Consider the following 20,538-nt stretch of genomic DNA (forward strand, 5'->3'; position numbering starts at 1 on the left):
GGGCTAACTAGTTTTCAAAACTCCTTCACGCAAATTCAACACTGCCTGAAGGAGTTTTTTTATGCCACGAAAAACACGACTCGCATCATTTCCTATCATACATCAATGTGGAGCTCTCGGTTTAGCGCTATTTTTGTTTACATCAAAAGAAAGGAAATAGCATGACAACGAAAAAGAATATAGAAAGCATTATCGCGCCACGAGCAGCGCACTTTGTAGGCGATGGTTTTAGAGTACACAACTTTATACCAAGCGGCAATCAGATGGGGGCAAAAAGAATGGACCCTTTCATCATGCTAGACTACAATTCGAAATTCTACTTCCCGCCGAGCGATAAACCGCGTGGAGTAGACGTGCACCCTCACCGCGGCTTCGAAACCGTCACCATTGCCTACGAGGGTAGCGTAGCGCACCACGACAGCAGCGGCAATAGCGGTATTATCGCAAAAGGAGATGTGCAATGGATGACCGCAGCTTCAGGAATTTTACATAAAGAGTTTCACGAAGAAACATACAGCAAGGCTGGTGGCGACTTCCAAATGGTGCAGCTATGGGTAAACCTTCCTGCTCAGGATAAAATGTCGACACCAAAATACCAAGCGCTAGACAATGCTTCTATTCCGAAACATCCGCTTGATGACAAAGGAAACTTCCTTGAACTTATTGCAGGGAGCTACAAAACGGAGCAGGGAGCAGCGACCACATTCTCGCCTATCCACGTATTCAATGCGCACCTAAAAAAAGACGGGAAAGCGGACTTTGACTTCCCAGAGAATTACAATACAGCTTTGCTCGTTGTACAGGGCGAAATTACCGTCAACGGCGAAGCGCAGGTAAAGGGCGACCACTTTGCTTTATTTGAAAACAAAGGCACAGCCTTTACCGTTGAAGCTACAGCAGACAGTATTGTTTTAATCTTAAGCGGAGACCCATTGTTAGAACCTATTGTATCGCACGGTCCTTTTGTAATGAATACGCAGCAAGAAATCATAGAGGCTATTGAAGATTTTAACAATGGAAAGTTTGGCAATATCCCAAGCTAAAAGATATTTTAAAAGACTATTTTTATTCACAAACCGATAAAGAAAAAAATATGCAAGTAGAACAATTTAACCGAGAGAGCAAAGGATTTTTCAAAGCCTCGGAAGATGGAAAAGAAGCAGGACGCATGACGTACTCCTGGGCAGGTGAAGGCCGCATCATTATTGACCACACAGAGGTAAACCCAGACTTCAAGGGTAGAAATGTTGGCAAAACGATGCTGATGGAGGCCGTCAACTTCGCTAGAACGAACAACATTAAAATTCTTCCCTTATGTCCATTTGCAAAAAGTGTATTCGACAAGGTCGAAGAAATTAGAGATGTTTTGTAAACAACGTTTTAAAAGTTAAATTTTAATACCTTCGCCGACTAAAATAAAAGTTTTATGCACATAAGAGAAGCATATATAGCAGACTACCCGGCTCTTATGACCATTTGGGAAGGAGCAGTCTTGACGACTCATGACTTTTTAGCAACGGAGGATTTCGAACTTTTCAAAAGATTAATCCCTACGGAATTTCTGCCACAGCTTCGGGTATTTATCATAGAAGACAACAAGAATAAAGCGCAAGCATTCTTCAGTGTATCCGATGATAATTTAGAGATGCTGTTTGTTGCACCTACATGTAGAGGAAAAGGTTACGGAAAAACAGCTGTTGATTATGTAATACAGGAGCTTCAAGTCAGAAAAGTGGATGTTAACGAACAAAACGAGCAAGCCCTAGGCTTTTACCTCAAAGCAGGTTACAAACAAGTAGGACGATCGGAAAAAGATGGAATGGGCAAAAACTATCCGCTGATTCATCTAGAAATCCCCACATAATTTCAACATAAAGGATGCCCAGCGAGCTATGCATCCTTTATTTTATACGTGCACGAATCCGGCTTAATGATACAGGTGAAATACCCAAATAGGTAGCAATATTTTTTAAAGGAACCCTATGCAGCAAGGATGCATCGTTCTGTAGCAACTTTACATAACGTTCTTCCGGACTCAACAAAATATAATCCAGCCGTCGCTCCTCGGCAGCCATCGCCTCCACCTCTGTAATAACACGCGCCCAATTACAAATCTCAATATTTACGAGAAACAATTGCTGTATGCAATCCAAATCAATCTTCAGCAACTGAGCATCCTCCAACAAATGAAAATTTTCATAACCTTTTGTTTTCGAGAAGTATCCTGCATTAGCATTGATAATATGTCCTTCACGCGCAAATCCAAAGGTAATCTCACCCGCTGCAGTACTGATATAGGCACGCGCAATCCCCACATACAATAGATAGGCGTTACGCTCAACACGTGTATCTTGTATCAGTAAAGTATTTTTAGGCAGCTCCATAACGGTCAAACAAGGCTGCAACAAAGCGACTGCATCATCCGACAACAAATGTGCTTGTGGCAACAGGGAACGCAAAACCTCTCTATCCATTGTTATACGTCATTAGCGTTTCCATTTCTTTTGTATGCGGCTCTTCTTGCTCACCTACGATAACAAATCCTTGTTTGTGATAAAAATCAATAGATCTCTCATTTTTCGAATAAACACTAAGCGCTAAAGATGCATACCTACTTTTAACATAGTCCATGAGCTGTGTACCAACACCTCGTCCTTGTGTTTGCGGATTAACAAATAAAGCCGCAATATAATTATCCACCAAAGAAAGAAAACCAACAAGATTACCATCGCTATTTTCAAACACAAAGGTTGTGCTTGCGGGCAGATAGACGGACCGCATATCTTTAACCTTACCTTCCCAATAGGCAGCTGCCACAAAATCATGTCCGGCTATCGAAGCTTCTAACCAAATTGTCAATACCGGCTCTAAATCTGCTGAATTAAATGCTCTAATCATGTTACTATATTTAATGCTACAAAACTATCCTTTATGCAACGAAAGACACTTTACAAAAGCTAATTAATACGTTTGAATCTTGTATTTTACACAAAAAATCAATATCTTCCATAAAACACAACTAACAAATTATCTGATATGAATGTGAAATTATTTATCACTGTAGTTATTACAGCTCTTTTAGTGATCATCGGTTTAATGTTTGGATTACCACGCTACACAGTTTGGCAACAAGAGATGGCTGGAAAGGCACGCCTTGCTGAAGCAACGCAATCTAGACAGATCTTAATCGAACAAGCACGAGCTGAAAAAGACGCCGCCGTATTACAAGCCGAAGCGATTAAAATTATGGGCGAAGCAGCGCAGAAATATCCAGAATATAGAAAGCAGGAATTTATCGGTGCTTTTGGCGAAGCCTTGAAAGCAGGAAAGATCAACCAAATCATCTACGTCCCTACAGAAGCTAACATTCCTATCTTGGAAGCTTCCAAAAGACCTGAGTAAAAAATAACATGTCGTCACACGACTCATGAACGCGTCTATCTTACAGTAGACGCGTTTTTGTTTTACAGCATATCTAGCAGGCTCTTTTTTAACATTTGTAAAAATATTTCACACCCTTTATCAAGACCTTTGTTAACATTAATAAAGAATATTTCATCCGCCGACAGGCGATAGAATAAAACAAAAAAAACAAAGGTGTTCTTGCTACAAAACAAGAGGTACATTACAAATCTAGGGCAAGTTTAAAAAAATCAAACACATGAAAAATATTGTTACGAAAAGCACAAGCATCCGATTAGCGTTGGTATGGATGGTCGTTCTGGCCTTTATTTTCTTTGGTGAAGCTATAGATATGAACAATCTGCAACCTACGACAGCAGCCTTATACTTCACCATCCTGCTAGGCACAATTATTCTAGCTTCCTTCGGTGTTGTTAAAGAAGCGGACGCACTAGCACATAAATTGGGAGAGCCCTACGGCACCCTAATCTTAACGCTTTCGATTGTCTTGATTGAAGTCGTTTTAATTTCTGCTGTCATGCTAGGTCCTGCGGAGTCGGCTACTATAGGTAAAGATTCCATATTTGCCGTGATGATGATTATTATGAACCTCGTTGTCGGTCTATCCATTCTAATGGGAGGATTAAAATATGGCGAGCAGGCCTATAATGCACAAGGAACATTAACCTATCTATCCATGATTGTGGTATTAGGCGGATTAGCGCTACTACTACCCAACAGCATTATTGGCGCGGGCGGAGGTGCATTTTCTACCACGCAAGCTGTAAGCATCGCGACACTAACCTTGGTTTTATATGTATGTTTCTTAGCTTATCAAATAAAAGGCTATAAGCACCTGTACATGCAACCGGCCGCAGGCGCCGTGAGTATTCCTTTTCAAGAAAGGGCTAAAGCAGCAACCACGCCAGAAACGACACATACAAAAACGGCTTCTAACGAAATCCTTATACGCTCCATTGTGTTGGTTGCGATGGTACTTCCTATTGTGTTGTTATCACACAACATGGCCACAGTAGTTGACTATGGAATTTCAGCAGCACAGCTTCCAAAAGAGCTCGGCGGCATCTTAATTGCGATTATCGTGTTTACACCAGAATCAATCACAGCAATTAAAGCCGCGATGAACAACGAATTTCAGCGGGCTATCAATTTATGCCATGGCGCCTTTGTGTCTACCGTTGGGCTTACGGTTCCTGCGGTGTTGATTATCGGACTACTAACCGGTAAGCAAGTATTGTTTGGCTTAACAAGCACAGAAACCTTACTATTCAGCCTGACGCTCCTACTTAGCTTTATCAGCTTCGCTGGAAAAAAGACAACACCAATATTAGGTATTATACACCTGGTTTTATTTGCGATGTTCGTGCTTTTGGTATTCAGTCCTTAACGGCATGTACATTTCATAAACAAAGAAGGCTATCTCCTTATGCAGGACGATAGCCTTCTTTATATAAAAACAGCTTACACACAAAGATGATAGTAAGCAAACTATAAATTTTAAAACCTACGCTTTTGCGTCCCCTTTATGGGTATCAAACATCTGCTGATTAAAAGCCTTAGATTGTCCACGAGGGATTGATAAACTCTCCCAATCTTTACCTTTGATAATTTTACCGATAAAAACAATCTGCCCCATATGGGACGCATAATGCGCTACCTGTCGATTAATAGCTTGAGTAACGGTATGCCCTTCCCCACGTATATATATAGTACGTTCGAGATCAGCTTCAGTAAGTGGCTCTAGGTTTTCCAAGAGAATGGCCCATGATTTCTCCCATGCAGCAAGCAGATCGGCTTTACTCAAATCAGCTTCTTCAAACTCGGCATCGCGATTCCGCCAGCTTTTCTCACCATCGCTCGTCAGAAAGTCGGTAAATCGAGACCTTATATTCTCTGTTACATGTCTTACAATAATTGAAATACTATTTGTCCCTTCGGCTGGCGACCAATTTAGCATATCTTCATCGATAGCGTCGATTGTTTTTTCAACAAGCACTTTGCTATGCTTCAACTCTTTTAAGGCACTTTTTAAATAACTACTCATAGCTTAATATCCCTATAATAAAGAGGCAAGTTAATTATTAAATAGGAGGCATAAAAAAGTATTCAAAAAAAATTAACACACAGGACTTTATAGTCTGAGATACTTTGATTATCTTTGCAGACTTAAAAATTAATTTTTACAAATTAAAACACAAAACAGGTAAATGCCTACTATTCAACAATTAGTTAGAAAAGGTAGAGTAGCTCTGGTTGATAAGAGTAAGTCACCAGCGTTGGACTCATGTCCACAGCGAAGAGGTGTGTGTACGCGTGTATACACTACTACCCCTAAAAAACCAAACTCAGCAATGCGTAAAGTAGCTCGTGTACGTTTAACAAACGGTAAAGAGGTTAACGCATACATCCCAGGTGAAGGTCACAACTTACAAGAGCACTCGATCGTTTTGATTCGTGGTGGTCGTGTTAAAGATTTACCGGGTGTTCGTTACCACATTATCCGTGGTGCATTAGATACATCAGGTGTAGCAGGTCGTAACCAACGTCGTTCTAAATACGGAACGAAACGTCCTAAACCAGGACAGGCGGCAGCAGCTCCAGCAAAAGGCAAAAAGAAATAATTAAACGGAGGAAAAGAAAATGAGAAAATCAAAACCAAAAAAGAGAATCATTTTACCTGACCCGAAGTTTAACGACACTCAGGTAACGCGTTTTGTAAACAATATGATGTTAGACGGTAAAAAATCTACCGCTTACGCTATTTTTTATGATGCTGTAGAATTAGTAGAACAAAAAACACAGGAAAGTGGTTTAGAAGCTTGGAAAAAAGCTTTAAACAACGTTATGCCTGCTGTTGAAGTTAAGTCTCGCCGTGTAGGTGGTGCTAACTTCCAAGTTCCTATGGAAGTTCGTCCAGAGCGTAAAATCGCTTTAGGTATGAAATGGTTAATTTCTTACGCACGTAAACGCGGAGAAAAAACAATGTTCGAAAAATTAGCAGGAGAAATCATTTCAGCTTCTAAAGGTGAAGGTGCTGCTGTTAAGAAGAAAGAAGATACGCACAAAATGGCGGAAGCTAACAAAGCGTTCTCACACTTCAGATTCTAATTTTGAAGACAACAAAGCAAATATGATTACACCGACCTATGTTAATCGATTTATCGTTTATCAGGGTCGGTGTACTTATTTAAACTGTGCAATTAAAACAAATAAGCCATCAAGGCTAGTTGCTTAAAAATATTATGGCAAGAGATTTAAAATTCACTAGAAATATTGGTATCGCTGCTCACATCGATGCTGGTAAAACTACAACGACTGAGCGTATTCTTTACTACTCAGGTGTAAATCATAAAATTGGTGAAGTTCACGAAGGTGCTTCAACAATGGACTGGATGGAGCAAGAAGCTGAGCGTGGTATCACGATTACTTCAGCAGCTACAACTGTATTCTGGCACTACCGTAACAATAAATACCAAGTAAACGTAATCGATACTCCTGGACACGTGGATTTCACGGTTGAGGTAAACCGTTCGTTACGTGTATTAGACGGATTAGTATTCTTGTTTTCAGCGGTTGATGGTGTTGAGCCTCAATCAGAAACTAACTGGCGTTTAGCTGACGGGTACAAAGTACCTCGCATTGGTTTCGTTAACAAAATGGACCGTTCTGGAGCTGACTTCTTGAAAGTTGTTAAACAAGTAAAAGAAATGTTAGGTTCTGACGCTGTAGCGTTACAATTACCTATCGGTGCTGAAGAAACTTTCAAAGGTGTTGTTGACTTAATCAACAACCGTGGTATCGTTTGGAATGAGCATGATAAAGGTATGACCTTTACAGAAGTTCCTATTCCTGAGGATATGTTGGAAGAAGTTGCTGAGTACCGTGAGAAATTATTGGAAGCAGTAGCTGGTTATGATGAGACTTTGATGGAGAAATTCTTCGAAGATCCAGATTCTTTAACTGAGCGTGAAATCTTAAATGCATTACGTGCAGCAGTTTTAGATAACTCTATCGTTCCTATGGTTTGTGGTTCATCTTTCAAAAACAAAGGTGTTCAAACAATGTTGGATTTGGTAATGGAATTATTGCCTTCTCCACTAGATCAAGAAGCTGTTAAGGGTACAAACCCTGATACAGGTGAAGAGATCAGCCGTAAACCATCTGTTGATGAGCCTTTCGCAGCTTTAGGTTTTAAAATTGCGACTGACCCATTCGTAGGTCGTTTATGTTTCATCCGTGCATACTCTGGTAAATTAGAGGCTGGTTCTTATGTATTGAACACACGTTCAGGCAACAAAGAGCGTATCTCTCGTATCTTCCAAATGCACGCGAACAAGCAAAACCCAATTCCTTTTATCGAGGCTGGTGATATCGGTGCAGTAGTAGGTTTCAAAGACATCAAAACTGGTGATACACTATGTGATGAGAAAAACCCTATCGTATTAGAGTCAATGACTTTCCCTGAGCCAGTAATTGGTTTAGCAATTGAGCCTAAAACTCAAGCTGACGTTGATAAATTAGGTATTGGTCTTGGTAAATTAGCTGAGGAAGATCCTACATTCGTTGTTAAATCTGACGAAGAGACTGGTCAAACAGTTATCTCTGGTATGGGTGAGCTTCACTTAGAAATCTTGATCGACCGTTTGAAACGTGAATTCAAAGTAGAGGTTAACCAAGGAGCTCCACAAGTAGCTTACAAAGAGTCTATCAAAGGAACTACTGAGCACCGTGAGGTTTACAAAAAACAATCAGGTGGTCGTGGTAAATTTGCGGATATCAAAGTTGTTATCTCTCCTATTGACGAAGATTTCGATACAACAAAAACTGCTCTTCAATTCGTAAACGAAATCGTTGGTGGTGCTATTCCTAAAGAATACATTCCTTCGGTAGCAAAAGGATTCGAAGCTTCATTGAAAAACGGTATCCTTGCAGGATTCCCTCTTTCAGGTATGAAAGTTCGTTTGATTGATGGTTCATTCCACGCAGTCGATTCAGATGCTTTATCGTTCGAATTAGCAGCGAAAATGGCATACCGTGAAGGTTTACCTAAATGTTCTCCTGTGTTGATGGAGCCAATCATGAAAGTGGAGGTTTTAACACCAGAAGAAAACATGGGTGATGTAATGGGTGACTTAAACCGTCGTCGTGGTCAGATGCAAGGTCTTGATGCGCGTAATGGTGCTCAAGTTATCAAAGCGTTAGTTCCACTTTCTGAGATGTTCGGTTACGTAACACAATTACGTACAATCACTTCAGGTCGTGCTACTTCTACTATGGAATTTGACCACTACGCGGAAGCTCCTCGTAACGTTCAAGAAGACGTAGTATCAAAAGCAAAAGGTAAAGTTAAAGGTTCTATAGATTAATCAGATTCCTTTACATTAAAAATAAACCGAGCTCCTATTGCCAATCGCTCTAATAGGAGCTCATTTAAAACAAATAAAATGAGCCAAAGAATCAGAATCAAATTGAAATCTTACGATTACAACTTGGTAGACAAATCTGCTGAGAAAATCGTTAAAACAGTAAAACCTACAGGTGCAGTTGTTAGTGGTCCTATTCCATTACCTACTGAGAAAAAAATCTATACAGTTTTACGTTCACCACACGTTAACAAAAAAGCACGTGAGCAATTCCAATTGTGTGCTTACAAACGTTTGTTGGATATCTATTCATCAAACTCTAAAACGGTTGATGCCTTAATGAAACTTGAATTACCTTCAGGTGTTGAGGTTGAAATCAAAGTGTGATAGATTTCAGTGAAGAAAGAAAATGGCTATTGATGCAAATCAATAGCCATTTTTTATGTATTATAGCGTCGTTCTAGGAAACTAGAATTGAAAACCAATACCAAATGATAATACGCGGTTAGAAATCGTCTTATCCGCATTTGGTACCAAATTTACTAAACCTAAATTATAGCCGCTGTTGATCATAATACCATTCGCTAATTTATAGCCCAAAACAAAGTTTGCCCCTGCATCAAATAAGTTTAAGTCGCGATCGTCACCTGTAAAGGTTAAACTTTCTTTAGTTTCTATTGTCACATTACCCATTTTCTCTATCAATTTCTTCCGTCCTCCAACATTCATACCCACGTATGGACCTCCACCGACATACACTTTACCGCTACCTGCAGAAATGTAATATATCATATTTACCGGAAGTTCTATAGATAACACATGACGTGACAGTTGATAGTAGTTTTGCTTCTTACCTATTATTTTTTTATAACGAGTACCTTTTCCTTGTAAAGAAAGCCCCGGTTGAAAAGAAAATTGTTCCGATAATGCAATGTCTGCAAAACCAGTTACATGAAAAGAAGTGTGAAATTTTGCATCCTCGAGAACCGTAAATTTTCCAAGATTCAACCCCGACTTAATCCCCCAATGTGTTTGTGCTTGTGCTGCAGAAACGGTTAATAATGCAACGGAAATAGCTAGTAAAGTTTTTCTCATAATTACCTTTTTTATTGTGGCGCAATAATAACGCTATTTTGAAATAAAAAAATAAAAATATTTTAAAAAGAGAAAGACGTTTTTAAAACAAAGCCTATCCAAGCTATAAAACATAACAATAAAGAAAAATGGCTATTGATGCAAATCAATAGCCATTTTTTATGTATTATAGCGTCGTTCTAGAAAACTAGAACTGAAAACCGATACCAAATGATAATACGCGGTTGCTGATTTTCTCATCCGAATCAGCAGCTACATTTGCCAATCCTAAATTGTATCCTCCGTTAATAAGGAAACCATTTACAAATTTATAGCCCAACATAAAGTTTGCTCCAGCATCGATTACATTCATCTCTTTATTGTCCCCGGAAAATTTAACACTCACTTTATCATCGATAGATACGCCATTGACTTTACCTTTGACCTTGTCTTTTCCGCTCACATTAAAACCAATATAAGGGCCTGCACCAATAAAAACACTTCCTGAACCTGTAGGAATATAATAAACAGCATTTACAGGAACTTCAATAGACATAATGTTTCGATTAACTTTGGCATCACCTCGCAAATCAAGACCTGGTAAACTCATATCAAAATCACCTTCTAACTTAACACCTTTACCTTGTAAAGAAAGACCTGGTTGGATTGAAAACTGTGGAGATAAAGCAAAATCAGCAAAACCGGTTACATAAAATCCAGTATTATTTTTTGCTTCCTCTAGTTTGGTATACTTTGCTAAGTTAACACCTCCTTTTAATCCCCAACTTGTTTGTGTTTGCGCATTTAAGCCTGCAGTAGCCAATAAAGCTACAGCTACGGTAAGTAAAACTTTTTTCATAATTATTTTTTTATTGTGTCGCAATAATAACCTTATTTTTTAATAAAAAAAAAGGGGAAACCGTATTTAAAACAAAGCCTATCCAAGCTATAAAACATAACAATAAAGAAAAAGGGCTATTGATGCAAATCAATAGCCCTTTTTTATGCGATTTAATGTCATTCTAGCCGACTAGAATTGGAAACCAATACCAAATGATAAAACACGGTTAGAAACCTTGTCCGTAGCGTGAGGCACAAGGTTTGTCAACCCTAAGTTGTAACCTCCATTAATTAAAAGACCATTTTCTAATTTGTAACCAAGTAAAAAGTTTGCACCAGCATCAATTCGGTTCATATCTTTTTCGTCGCCAGAGAACTTAATATTATTTTTCTCATCAATAGAGATGCCGCCTTCTTGACCTTTAGTTTTAACTTTTCCACTCACATTGAAGCCAATATAAGGACCCGCACCGATGAAAACATTACCTGTACCGGCAGGAATGTAATATACCGCATTTACAGGAACCTCAATAGACATCACGTTTATCGTATTTTTAAAATTATCGTCAGCGTCCTTAAAATCAGACTTAGCGCCTTTACCTTGTAAAGAAAGACCTGGTTGGATTGAAAACTGCGGCGATAAAGCAAAATCAGCAAAACCGGTTACATAAAATCCAGTATTATTTTTTGCTTCCTGTAGTTTGGTATACTTTGCTAAGTTAACACCACCTTTTAATCCCCAACTTGTTTGTGTTTGTGCGTGAGCACCTGCCACAGTCATTAAAGCTACAGTAACAGTAAGTAAAATTTTTCTCATAATTATTTTTTTTTCGTGCCACAATAATAACGTTATTTTTTAATAAAAAAAAAGGGGAAACCGTATTTATAACAAAGCCTATCCAAGCTATAAAACATAACAATAAAGAAAGAGGGCTTTTGATTTATATCAAAAGCCCTTTTTTATGCAACTTAATATCGTTCTAGCCGACTAGAATTGGAAACCAATACCAAATGACCATACACGATTAGAAACTTTATCTGCAGCCTTAGGTACAAGGTTTGTCAACCCTAAGTTGTAACCTCCATTAATTAGAAGACCATTTTCTAATTTGTAACCCAACAAGAAGTTTGCACCAGCGTCAATTAGATTTAAATCTTTATTGTCGCCAGAGAATTTCAGTTTCTTATCTGTTTCATTAGAGCCGCTCCCTACAGTATTTTTATACTTATCCTTACCACTCACATTAAATCCGATATATGGACCAGCACCGATAAAGAAATCGCCCGATCCGGCAGGAATGTAATATACTGCGTTTACAGGAATCTCTACAGACATGACATTACGTGTAGTCTTAGAACTTGCTATGTCAGCTAATTTACTCTCAAATTTCATTCCTTTGCCTTGTAAGGAAACTCCAGGTTGGATAGAGAATTGCTCTGATAGCGGTAAATCCGCAAAACCTGTTACATGAAACGACGTATTATTACTAGCTCCATCGACGTTGCTATATTTACCTAAGTTAACTCCTCCTTTTAATCCCCAGCTTGTTTGTGCTTGTGCTCCCGCTACTGCTAAGAGTGCAACTGTCATTGTAAGTAAAACTTTTTTCATAACCATATTTGTTTGATGTACTATAATCTTTGCAAGATTTAGACCAAAAAATCAATCTTATAAAAAAAGATGAAGACAATTCAAATTTAACAGGTCTATTTATAACTCCAAAAGGCAGCCCAAACAGCAAGAAAAACGTCTTCAATACACTGAAAATAAATACATAAAGTAAAAAATAACTTTTAAAAACTGGTCAAAAGTGTTTTCAAAATTTTAACATATTTATCCTTAAAATTGAAATCCGATGCCGAAAGACAGCACCCGATTCGCAAATTTATCCGTTTCCTTAGCTAATAAATTTGTTAGTCCAAGATTATACCCACCATTTATAAGAAAACCGTTCACAAGTTTATAGCCGAGCAAAAAATTAGCTCCTGCATCGACCATATTAACAGTTTTGTCCCTTCCTGAGAATTTCAGATTCTGACTAATAGTCGTTCCAAAATCACTATCGTTACTTATAAAATGAGCCTTTGCACGTAGGTTTAATCCAATATAAGGACCAGCACCGACAAAGAATTCCCCCGTTCCAGCAGGAACATAATACACGAAATTCACAGGCAGCTCAAGGGATAAAAAGTTAATCTTACCCGTACCTTCACCTTGGCCAGATGTTCCATTCTCCCCCGAATAACTAATCTCCCCTTCCCCTTTAAACCCTTTCCCCTGCAAGGATAGCCCTGGTTGAATAGAAAATTGAGGGGCTAATGGGAAATCAGCAAAAGCAGTGACGTGAAAAGAAGTGTTCGTTTTTGAATCTTCAACATTGGATAGCTTGGCAAGATTCACTCCCGCTTTTACTCCTAAAGTTGATTGTCCTTGTACGCCAATTACAGCAAACAGTGCAATACACATTGCGAATAGTTCTTTTTTCATAGTTTTAGTTTTTAAATTCATTAATAATAGCCGCTTCATTCAAAATGAACAAGCCCTAAAACAAAGTACTATACAACAAGCGCTTACCCAAATAAAAACAAAATATAAGCCTACAAAAAGCAATCTACCTCTTAGGGAAAGCGCTTTTTTTTCGATTAAAACAAAAATCTTTTGCCAATAAGCTTTGTAATATCAAAAGTAAATTTTATTTTTGCATTCCCTTAAGGGGAAAAGGTCGGATGGCCGAGTGGCTAGGCTGAGGTCTGCAAAACCTCCTACAGCGGTTCGAATCCGCTTCCGACCTCGTTTTATTTACTAATAAAAAAGAAAACAATGGGAGTTACACGTTTAAAAAGAAAAGATAGAAGAAATAAAACTGTTTCACGTGTTGAGGTACAGTTTTTAAAATTAGGCCGTAATATCGAGCTTGGAACAAAAAGCCAAATGCCGAAACACAGCCAAGTCACTAAAAATGATTTAATCTTAAACAAATTAGCTGCTGAAGCTGCTAAATAATTGTTTATCTACAATATAAAAAAAGAGAGGCTAGCCTCTCTTTTTTTATATCTGCTCGATTCTACCGACCAACTCTTCAACAAGTAGTTTGGAAGTTTGCATCGTCGCTTCATTCATCCCCATCGATGGAAGTACGTCATACTGCATCGTAGAAGCTACCGTTACCTTTGCCGAGCTATGAATAGACTGTGCTCCTGTTTCTTTTAACAAGCCTACAATATTTCCTTCATTAACGCCAGAACCCGGCATAACCTCAATACGTCCTGCTGCTTTTTCTATAAGTGTTGTCAGCAGCTCTTTTCCAGCCTCTGCAGTCAACGCCAACCCTGAAGTAAGGATTCTATCAAAGCCTAAGCTAATAATGGTTTCTAGGCTCGCTAATGGATCTTTACACCGATCAAATGCACGATGGAAGACTGCGGTCAATGGTTTTGCCAGAGCAACCAATTCAGCACAGCGTTCTTTATCGACCGAGCCGTCTGAATGAAGCACCCCAATGACCACGCCATCGCAGCCTACTTCTTTACAGAAGCGTATATATTCTTTTATTTCTTCAAACTCTTCTGCTGTATACACAAAATCGCCAGCACGTGGGCGAATTAACACGTGTATACCAATATCCAACAGCTTACGAGTGCTGCGTATCTGTCCATAGGAAGGTGTCGTTCCCCCATTTTCTAAATTTTGACACAACTCCACCCGGCTAGCCCCACCAAGCTGTGCTTGCAAAGCTGAAAACGAAGAGTTTGAGCAAATCTCTAACGCATAGCCGTTAATCTTTCTTTCTGTTCCTAACATGTTCAAATTTGGTGAATTCTATAATTTATTTGTTAAAAAATAAGCTATTTTTTCGATAAACAACAATAAACACCCTATTTTCAACACTTTAACAAAACATTTAAAAGCAAATAAGCGTTATTATAAACACAAGTTATCAATCGCTTTTTAAGCCATACGTTATGACCATGATTTCTAAAGAGACCGCCATACAGGAGAAGCTATCCGCACTCTTTGATGAATTGCTGAGCAAAAAAGAAAATATTCGCGTGCAATTGATGGAAACACGAAACACCTATCAACAGATATGCGAGAAGCATATCTTATCGGGCTATCGCTTGGAAGGAGAATGGTTGGAGGTAAGTGATTTCCATCAGAACAAATTTGTCGAATACGACATGCACTGCTACTTGATAGATATTCTATCGGACTACCGCAACATCGAGGGGTTCTTTCCCGAGTATCAAGATATGATGGACACCCTCGACATGCTCATGCTTCGCTTTGCGGGCGAGGAGCGCTATGAGCTAGCAGCCATTATTAAAGCATGGCTTGTCCGGTTTAACGAAACAGTAGAGAAGAGCTAGTAAGCCCTTCCTACATTGGCATACGTGCTAAAGGAGCTACATCCTGCCCTACAAAATCTTGCTTCAAGAACTTATGATATCCTGCAATAGCAATCATTGCCGCATTGTCTGTACAATATTCAAACTTCGGGATAAATACATTCCAGCGATATGTCTTTCCCATAGCCAATAATTCTTTTCGCAAACCTGAATTTGCGGAAACACCACCAGCGATGGCAATATCTTTCACCCCTGTCAACTTCGCTGCTTTCTTAAGCTTATTCAATAATATAGAAACGATACGCTGCTGTACCGTGGCGCATACATCAGCCATACGCTCCTCTAAGAAATTAGGGTTCAATTTTTCTTCCCCTTGCACCATATAAAGAATCGCCGTTTTCAAACCCGAAAAACTAAAGTTTAAATCTGGTATCTGTGGTTCAGGAAGACGGAAAGCAAAAGGATTTCCCTCTTGAGCATACTTATCAACCAATGGGCCACCCGGATAAGGTAAGTTTAAAATTTTTGCTGTCTTATCAAAAGCCTCTCCGGCTGCATCGTCAAGCGTCTCCCCCAATACTTCCATTTCGAAGTAATCTGTTACCAAGACAATCTGCGTATGACCACCAGAAACTGTCAAACATAGAAAAGGAAATGCTGGTTTCGGTTCATCGATAAAGTGCGATAAAATATGCGCCTGCATGTGATTAACCTCAATTAATGGAATCCCTTTGGCTAAAGCGAATCCTTTAGCGAAGGATGTTCCCACCAAAAGAGAGCCTAAAAGACCAGGTCCACGCGTAAAAGCTACCGCATCTATATCATTTTTACTTATTTTTGCTTGCTGTATAGCTTGATCTACGGTCGGGATAATGTTTTGCTGATGCGCACGCGATGCTAGCTCAGGCACAACGCCTCCATATTTTGCATGGATTGCTTGTCCAGCAATAATATTTGACTTAATTTCACCGTCTATACAGATGGAAGCGGACGTATCATCACAGGATGACTCTATACCGAGTACAATTGCCATTTTTTAAGGGTTAAATAGAATACAAAAATATCAAAAAAATAATAAAAATAGCGCTACTATCCGTATTGAGCATCAGCTTACTGCTCTTTGCTATGGTATTATCGCTACAATATGCAGCTGTACAAACCTATGTGTCTAAGCGAGTAGCTAAATACCTGAGCACCGCCCTACAAACAGAAATCACCATAGATGCTGTCTATTTCAAGCCCTTCAACACGTTAGAATTAACAAATATCCAGATTAATGACCGTTCGGGAAAGAAGATGTTGTATGCCCACAGCATACAAGCGAATATCTCCTTCGTCAAGCTTTTTGACCAAAAAATTGAAGTCAAAGCACTACGCCTTCAAGCTCCCTATGTGAACTATGAGGTTTTCAAGGATAGCACCAATTTCACCTTCCTAATCGACTACTTTAAATCGGAACCTAAAAAGGATAAATCAAGCAATAAAGGTTTACAAATAGATCTTAGAAAATTGGAGGTGCAGCAGGCGCATCTAAAGTTCCTAGACCACCGTTACAAACGTCACCAACGCGGTATTGACTTTGGTGATATCGACCTTAGCGAGCTATCGGGTACTTTTGACGAAATTGAGTTTGAAGGGTCTGTATTTAAAAGTAAAATAAGCCAACTAACGTTTAAAGAGAAAACAGGCTTATATGTGCGTAATTTTAGTGCAAACACAAGCGTGTCAGGCAAAGAGATGGAGTTCTCCAATTTAATGCTCCAAACCAATCGTTCCTATTTGACCCATTATGTCGCCCTGCGGTATCCTAGCTTCGATGCCTTTGGGGATTTCATAAGTCGTGTAAAGGTCGAAGGACGATTAGAAAATAGTCTCATAGACTCTAAGGATATTGAATTCTTTGCTCCCGACATGAAGTTTGTACGCTTCAGCACAGAAGTGCTGAAAGCTGATTTAAATGGAACGGTAGAGCATATACGGGCTAAAAATGTACACCTCAAAACGGGGAATACCACCAGCCTACGTGCCGACTTCACTATCGATGGCCTTCCTGATATCCAGAAAACAATATTTAACTTTTCCGTTGATGAGCTGGCGACGAGTGCTAAGGACGTAGAGAAATTAGTGCCAGAGCTCGGCAATATGCAACAATTTTCGCTACCGGAGGAGTTACAATATTTCGAGCAGGTTCATTATGCGGGTAAACTAACGGGCTACTACTACGATTTCAAGGCTCTAGGAAACTTACAGACGGCGTTAGGCGCTATTAGTACAGAAAGTGCCATCAATATAGCCTCAAAAGTAACATTTTCGGGAACAGCGAATAGCGCACAGTTTGACCTCGGCAGCCTACTTAAATCTAAAGATTTGGGTACTACAGGCCTTACCGTTACCTTTAGTGGGAACACAAACAACACCAAATCTGTAGATCTCAAGGCTACAGGTGAGGCTAGCAATTTAAAATTTAAAGAATATACCTACGCGAAGATTGATTTTGATGGCGAAATATTAGAGAAAGTGCTACGCGCAAATGGCCAGTTTATAGACCCCAATGCACAGTTATTTTTCGATGGTGTTGCCGATTGGTCGACTACCGTCCCTCGTTATAAGCTATATGCTAATATCGAACAGCTATCGCTTAAAAAGACAAAATTATATCAGCAGGATAGTATCGTTATAAAAGAAACAGATGTAGAAGCCGATTTGAATGGAGAGTCGCTAAATAGCATCGCTGGGTATGTCAAAAGTGATAAGCTGACATTCAGCTCTAGCCGCGGTGAATTTACCGTTGGAAAACTAGCTTTTGAATCACGTGGCAGTGAGCAATACAAATCTTTACTATTAACATCTGATGTTGTACAGGCGAGCATGTCGGGACAGATACACCTCCAAACGATAGGTGCTTATTTCAAATCCTTAGCCATGCGTTATGCTCCGGCTATCAACATTCCGACGCAAGTATACGACCCACAAAACTTCGACTTGCAAGTCAAAGTCACTTCATTCGCACCCATCTCATCGCTATTCGACCCGAGCTTGAAGATGGATAATGGAGCGACCTTAAAGGCGCACTTCTCCTCACAGAACTATACGGCAAAGTTTGAGGCCTTCAGCCCTATCATGAGCTATAAAGGTATCACCGTAAAAAATTTAAGCCTTAAAGAAGATGCGGATAACAAAGCATTCGATTTACGCATATTAGCCGATCGTATTAGCTTATCCGACTCTGTATATATTGACCATATACGCATTAACAACACTTTAGCGAACGATAGTCTTCGATTTGCTATCCAGCTGTCGGATAGCAATCGCCCTAACCATCTGGCCTTAAGCGGAAATATCCACTTTGCCTATGAGCGACCTGCCTATATTAAATTTGACCAATCCAACTTGGTGCTCAATAACGAGCTGTGGACAATCAACCCTAATGCAGACCTCCGTGTTTCAAAAGGTAAATTCTATCTCAACAATCTCCTTTTTAAAAGGGATAAACAAGAGGTAGCCGTCAACGGTATCCTATCGGATGAAAATGACAAAGTAAACATTGCCTTTAAAGATTTTAATTTAGCCTCCTTTTCGGGGATTACCAAGCCTCTAGGCATCACCCTACAAGGACATTTAAATGGAGATATCATTGTGAACTCTCTCTTTAAAAACCCCAACCTATCGGCGCATATCAACACAAGCCCTATTGTCTACAACAATCTGCCTATTGGTACTTTAGTTGTCAATGCAGATTATGCACCACAAAAGGGAGTCGTCGAGTTGGTCGCAAAACTACTTAGCATCGATGGAAAAGGCGTAGAGATGTATGGTTACTACGACCTGAATGCGGAAGAGAACCCGCTTCTACTACAAGGTAAACTAAAAGATACCGACTTATTAATCGTACAGCCATTTTTAAAAGATCTGATAACGAACTTGTATGGTAAACTTAGTGGGGAAGTGGAGATTTCAGGCTCTTTAAATAAACCTATTTTCCACGGCCATGCAACAATTAGTGATGCTTCCTTCTTGGTAAACTACCTACAAACAAACTATAACATGCTGAATCAAGGCATCGTTATTGACAACAACAGACTTCTTTTAAACAATCTACGCTTTCAAGATAGCCGTAACGTCCCTGCTTTAGCCTCTGGCTTTGTCGATATGAATACCCTATCAGACCCTAACATCCAGTTGCAGGTAACGACAAACAATTTACATGTACTAAATACGACAAGAAAAGATAATGAGCTATTTTTTGGTACAGCCTTCGCTAGCGGGAAATTCAGCTTCAAGGGCCCCTCATCGGCTATAAACATCAGCATCGATGCGGAGTCGAAACCCAACACGTCTATCACTATTCCGTTCAACAGCTCTTTGACTGTGACGGAGAATGATTTCATCTACTTCACCACTGCTGACTCAAGCACAGCCGGAAATAAGAAAACAGAGCGCCTATTCAAGGGATTGACCATGAATATGGATTTGAATATATCACCAGAAACAGAGATTAACCTCGAAAACAACCTAGGCTCCCTTAAAGGGGCTGGCCGAGGCAACCTGAGCTTACGTATTTCGAGCTTAGGCGATTTCGAGATGTTTGGCGACTACCATGTTCTTTCGGGCAAATTCCACTTCACAGCGCAAGATTTCTTCAACAAATATTTCGACTTAAAAGAGGGAGGAACCATCCGCTGGGCGGGAAATCCTTCAGATGCATCCGTAAATCTTGGTGCTACTTACCAACAACGCACCTCCGTTGCTCCTTTGTATAATGCAGCAGGTAGGTCGGAAAATAACAGCCGGGTATTGGCTCAAGCCGACATGATATTGAAAGGAACGCTTTCACAGCCTGAGCTGTCCTTTGATTTAAACTTCCCGCAAGACCCCTACATCAAGGATGAGTTACAGAGTTATTTTATAGATGGTAATAATATCAATCAACAGGCTATAAGTTTAATTGTACGCCGAAGCTTCACGCCAGCATCTACACAGGAATTTGGTAAAGAGCTAAACAACACCTTGCTTTCGGCAGGTACAGAGATAGCCTTCAACCAATTGAATAGCATCATTTCACAATCGCTAAAAATGGATTTCTTCGATTTGAATATCCGTTCATTCAATGACGCCTCGGCCTCTTTAAAGTTTTTCGATGACCGACTAACCTTAACGGGGGGCGTAAGCGATCGTAGTAAAAATAGAGTAAACGATTTAACACCTTTCTCTGATCAAATAGCAACTGATGCAGAAGTTACCTTTAAGCTACGTAAGGATGGTAGTTTAGTCCTTAGGGCATACAACAGGTTAAACACGAAAAACTTCCTCTTTACGCCTTATAGCGATTATATATCCGCCGCAGGCTTAGTCTATAGACAAGAGTTTAATACGCTTCCAGAATTTTGGCGTAAGCTATGGTGGTGGTCCGACAAAAAGGATAAAAAAGATACGCTAAAGGTGGATAGCTTAACGATTCCAAATCCACCGCTCCTAAAAACGGACTAAAAAA

Annotated in this window: 22 protein-coding genes and 1 tRNA gene; 13 read left to right on the top strand and 10 right to left on the bottom strand. The window is 39.6% G+C overall.

What is annotated here, in order from left to right; translation table 11 throughout:
- Positions 1–161: 161 nt before the first annotated feature.
- Genes WH223_RS19110 through WH223_RS19120 form a run of 3 tightly spaced genes read left to right on the top strand, consistent with a single transcriptional unit; the run spans position 162 to position 1,864 of the window.
- The gene (locus WH223_RS19110; RefSeq protein WP_340049471.1) at positions 162–1,043 is read left to right on the top strand and encodes a pirin family protein; all 882 of its coding nucleotides are present in this window, start codon (positions 162–164) and stop codon (positions 1,041–1,043) included.
- 50 nt (positions 1,044–1,093) lie between these two features.
- Entirely contained in the window at positions 1,094–1,372 is a 279-nt protein-coding gene (locus tag WH223_RS19115; RefSeq protein ID WP_340049472.1) for a GNAT family N-acetyltransferase, read from the top strand.
- A 54-nt stretch (positions 1,373–1,426) separates the two neighbouring features.
- Positions 1,427–1,864 carry a GNAT family N-acetyltransferase gene (locus WH223_RS19120; protein WP_340049473.1) on the top strand — a complete coding sequence of 146 codons (438 nt, stop codon included), beginning with the start codon at positions 1,427–1,429 and terminating at the stop codon, positions 1,862–1,864.
- A gap of 37 nt (positions 1,865–1,901) precedes the next feature.
- Here WH223_RS19120 and WH223_RS19125 read toward each other — a convergent pair whose 3' ends face one another.
- The gene (locus tag WH223_RS19125; RefSeq protein ID WP_340049474.1) at positions 1,902–2,474 is read right to left on the bottom strand and encodes a Crp/Fnr family transcriptional regulator; all 573 of its coding nucleotides are present in this window, start codon (positions 2,472–2,474) and stop codon (positions 1,902–1,904) included.
- Positions 2,467–2,898: an N-acetyltransferase gene (locus tag WH223_RS19130; RefSeq protein WP_340049475.1), complete on the bottom strand. Its 432-nt coding sequence runs from the start codon at positions 2,896–2,898 to the stop codon at positions 2,467–2,469. Before WH223_RS19130 ends, WH223_RS19125 begins: the two co-directional genes overlap by 8 nt.
- Positions 2,899–3,036: 138 nt before the next feature.
- Here WH223_RS19130 and WH223_RS19135 point away from each other — a divergent pair, with 138 nt between their 5' ends.
- On the top strand, positions 3,037–3,402 hold the full coding sequence (locus WH223_RS19135) for a hypothetical protein (RefSeq protein ID WP_340049476.1): 366 nt from the start codon (positions 3,037–3,039) through the stop codon (positions 3,400–3,402).
- A gap of 259 nt (positions 3,403–3,661) precedes the next feature.
- Positions 3,662–4,810, top strand: a complete 1,149-nt coding sequence (locus tag WH223_RS19140; RefSeq protein ID WP_340049477.1) for a calcium:proton antiporter — start codon at positions 3,662–3,664, stop codon at positions 4,808–4,810.
- A 117-nt stretch (positions 4,811–4,927) separates the two neighbouring features.
- Here WH223_RS19140 and WH223_RS19145 read toward each other — a convergent pair whose 3' ends face one another.
- A complete protein-coding gene (locus WH223_RS19145) occupies positions 4,928–5,467 on the bottom strand; it encodes a DinB family protein (protein ID WP_340049478.1) in 540 nt (179 codons plus the stop codon).
- Positions 5,468–5,630: 163 nt separating this feature from the next.
- Here WH223_RS19145 and rpsL point away from each other — a divergent pair, with 163 nt between their 5' ends.
- The 4 genes from rpsL to rpsJ all read left to right on the top strand — a co-directional run bounded on the left by rpsL (position 5,631) and on the right by rpsJ (position 9,173).
- Positions 5,631–6,044 (top strand): 30S ribosomal protein S12, encoded by a 414-nt coding sequence (gene rpsL / locus WH223_RS19150; RefSeq protein ID WP_002993550.1) that lies wholly within the window; start codon positions 5,631–5,633, stop codon positions 6,042–6,044.
- Positions 6,045–6,063: 19 nt separating this feature from the next.
- The gene (rpsG, locus tag WH223_RS19155; protein WP_340049479.1) at positions 6,064–6,531 is read left to right on the top strand and encodes a 30S ribosomal protein S7; all 468 of its coding nucleotides are present in this window, start codon (positions 6,064–6,066) and stop codon (positions 6,529–6,531) included.
- A 134-nt stretch (positions 6,532–6,665) separates the two neighbouring features.
- Positions 6,666–8,789 (top strand): elongation factor G, encoded by a 2,124-nt coding sequence (gene fusA / locus WH223_RS19160; RefSeq protein ID WP_340049480.1) that lies wholly within the window; start codon positions 6,666–6,668, stop codon positions 8,787–8,789.
- 78 nt (positions 8,790–8,867) lie between these two features.
- Positions 8,868–9,173, top strand: coding sequence for a 30S ribosomal protein S10 (rpsJ, locus tag WH223_RS19165; RefSeq protein ID WP_002993539.1), 306 nt, complete (start codon positions 8,868–8,870; stop codon positions 9,171–9,173).
- 81 nt (positions 9,174–9,254) lie between these two features.
- Here rpsJ and WH223_RS19170 read toward each other — a convergent pair whose 3' ends face one another.
- The 5 genes from WH223_RS19170 to WH223_RS19190 all read right to left on the bottom strand — a co-directional run bounded on the left by WH223_RS19170 (position 9,255) and on the right by WH223_RS19190 (position 13,188).
- Positions 9,255–9,881: a porin family protein gene (locus WH223_RS19170; RefSeq protein ID WP_340049481.1), complete on the bottom strand. Its 627-nt coding sequence runs from the start codon at positions 9,879–9,881 to the stop codon at positions 9,255–9,257.
- A 187-nt stretch (positions 9,882–10,068) separates the two neighbouring features.
- The gene (locus WH223_RS19175; RefSeq protein ID WP_340049482.1) at positions 10,069–10,719 is read right to left on the bottom strand and encodes a porin family protein; all 651 of its coding nucleotides are present in this window, start codon (positions 10,717–10,719) and stop codon (positions 10,069–10,071) included.
- Between the two features lie 171 nt (positions 10,720–10,890).
- On the bottom strand, positions 10,891–11,517 hold the full coding sequence (locus WH223_RS19180; protein ID WP_340049483.1) for a porin family protein: 627 nt from the start codon (positions 11,515–11,517) through the stop codon (positions 10,891–10,893).
- A gap of 171 nt (positions 11,518–11,688) precedes the next feature.
- Entirely contained in the window at positions 11,689–12,312 is a 624-nt protein-coding gene (locus tag WH223_RS19185) for a porin family protein (protein WP_340049484.1), read from the bottom strand.
- A 228-nt stretch (positions 12,313–12,540) separates the two neighbouring features.
- Positions 12,541–13,188 carry a porin family protein gene (locus WH223_RS19190; RefSeq protein WP_340049485.1) on the bottom strand — a complete coding sequence of 216 codons (648 nt, stop codon included), beginning with the start codon at positions 13,186–13,188 and terminating at the stop codon, positions 12,541–12,543.
- 233 nt (positions 13,189–13,421) lie between these two features.
- On the opposite strand from WH223_RS19190, the gene WH223_RS19195 reads away from it, so the two are divergent.
- Together WH223_RS19195 and WH223_RS19200 are read left to right on the top strand one after the other, a co-directional pair.
- Positions 13,422–13,492, top strand: a tRNA-Cys gene (locus tag WH223_RS19195).
- A gap of 29 nt (positions 13,493–13,521) precedes the next feature.
- The gene (locus WH223_RS19200) at positions 13,522–13,704 is read left to right on the top strand and encodes a spore protein (protein ID WP_340049487.1); all 183 of its coding nucleotides are present in this window, start codon (positions 13,522–13,524) and stop codon (positions 13,702–13,704) included.
- Between the two features lie 45 nt (positions 13,705–13,749).
- Here WH223_RS19200 and WH223_RS19205 read toward each other — a convergent pair whose 3' ends face one another.
- Positions 13,750–14,502 (bottom strand): copper homeostasis protein CutC, encoded by a 753-nt coding sequence (locus WH223_RS19205; protein ID WP_340049488.1) that lies wholly within the window; start codon positions 14,500–14,502, stop codon positions 13,750–13,752.
- 161 nt (positions 14,503–14,663) lie between these two features.
- On the opposite strand from WH223_RS19205, the gene WH223_RS19210 reads away from it, so the two are divergent.
- Positions 14,664–15,068 carry a hypothetical protein gene (locus tag WH223_RS19210; RefSeq protein WP_340049489.1) on the top strand — a complete coding sequence of 135 codons (405 nt, stop codon included), beginning with the start codon at positions 14,664–14,666 and terminating at the stop codon, positions 15,066–15,068.
- Between the two features lie 10 nt (positions 15,069–15,078).
- Here WH223_RS19210 and tsaD read toward each other — a convergent pair whose 3' ends face one another.
- Positions 15,079–16,080, bottom strand: a complete 1,002-nt coding sequence (gene tsaD / locus WH223_RS19215) for a tRNA (adenosine(37)-N6)-threonylcarbamoyltransferase complex transferase subunit TsaD (protein WP_340049490.1) — start codon at positions 16,078–16,080, stop codon at positions 15,079–15,081.
- Between the two features lie 41 nt (positions 16,081–16,121).
- Between tsaD and WH223_RS19220 the strand changes: the two genes are divergently transcribed.
- A complete protein-coding gene (locus tag WH223_RS19220; protein WP_445265630.1) occupies positions 16,122–20,534 on the top strand; it encodes a translocation/assembly module TamB domain-containing protein in 4,413 nt (1,470 codons plus the stop codon).
- The last annotated feature ends 4 nt before the right edge of the window (positions 20,535–20,538 follow it).

Origin of the sequence: Sphingobacterium sp. MYb382, assembly GCF_037572665.1 — a bacterium.
Taxonomy (GTDB): domain Bacteria; phylum Bacteroidota; class Bacteroidia; order Sphingobacteriales; family Sphingobacteriaceae; genus Sphingobacterium.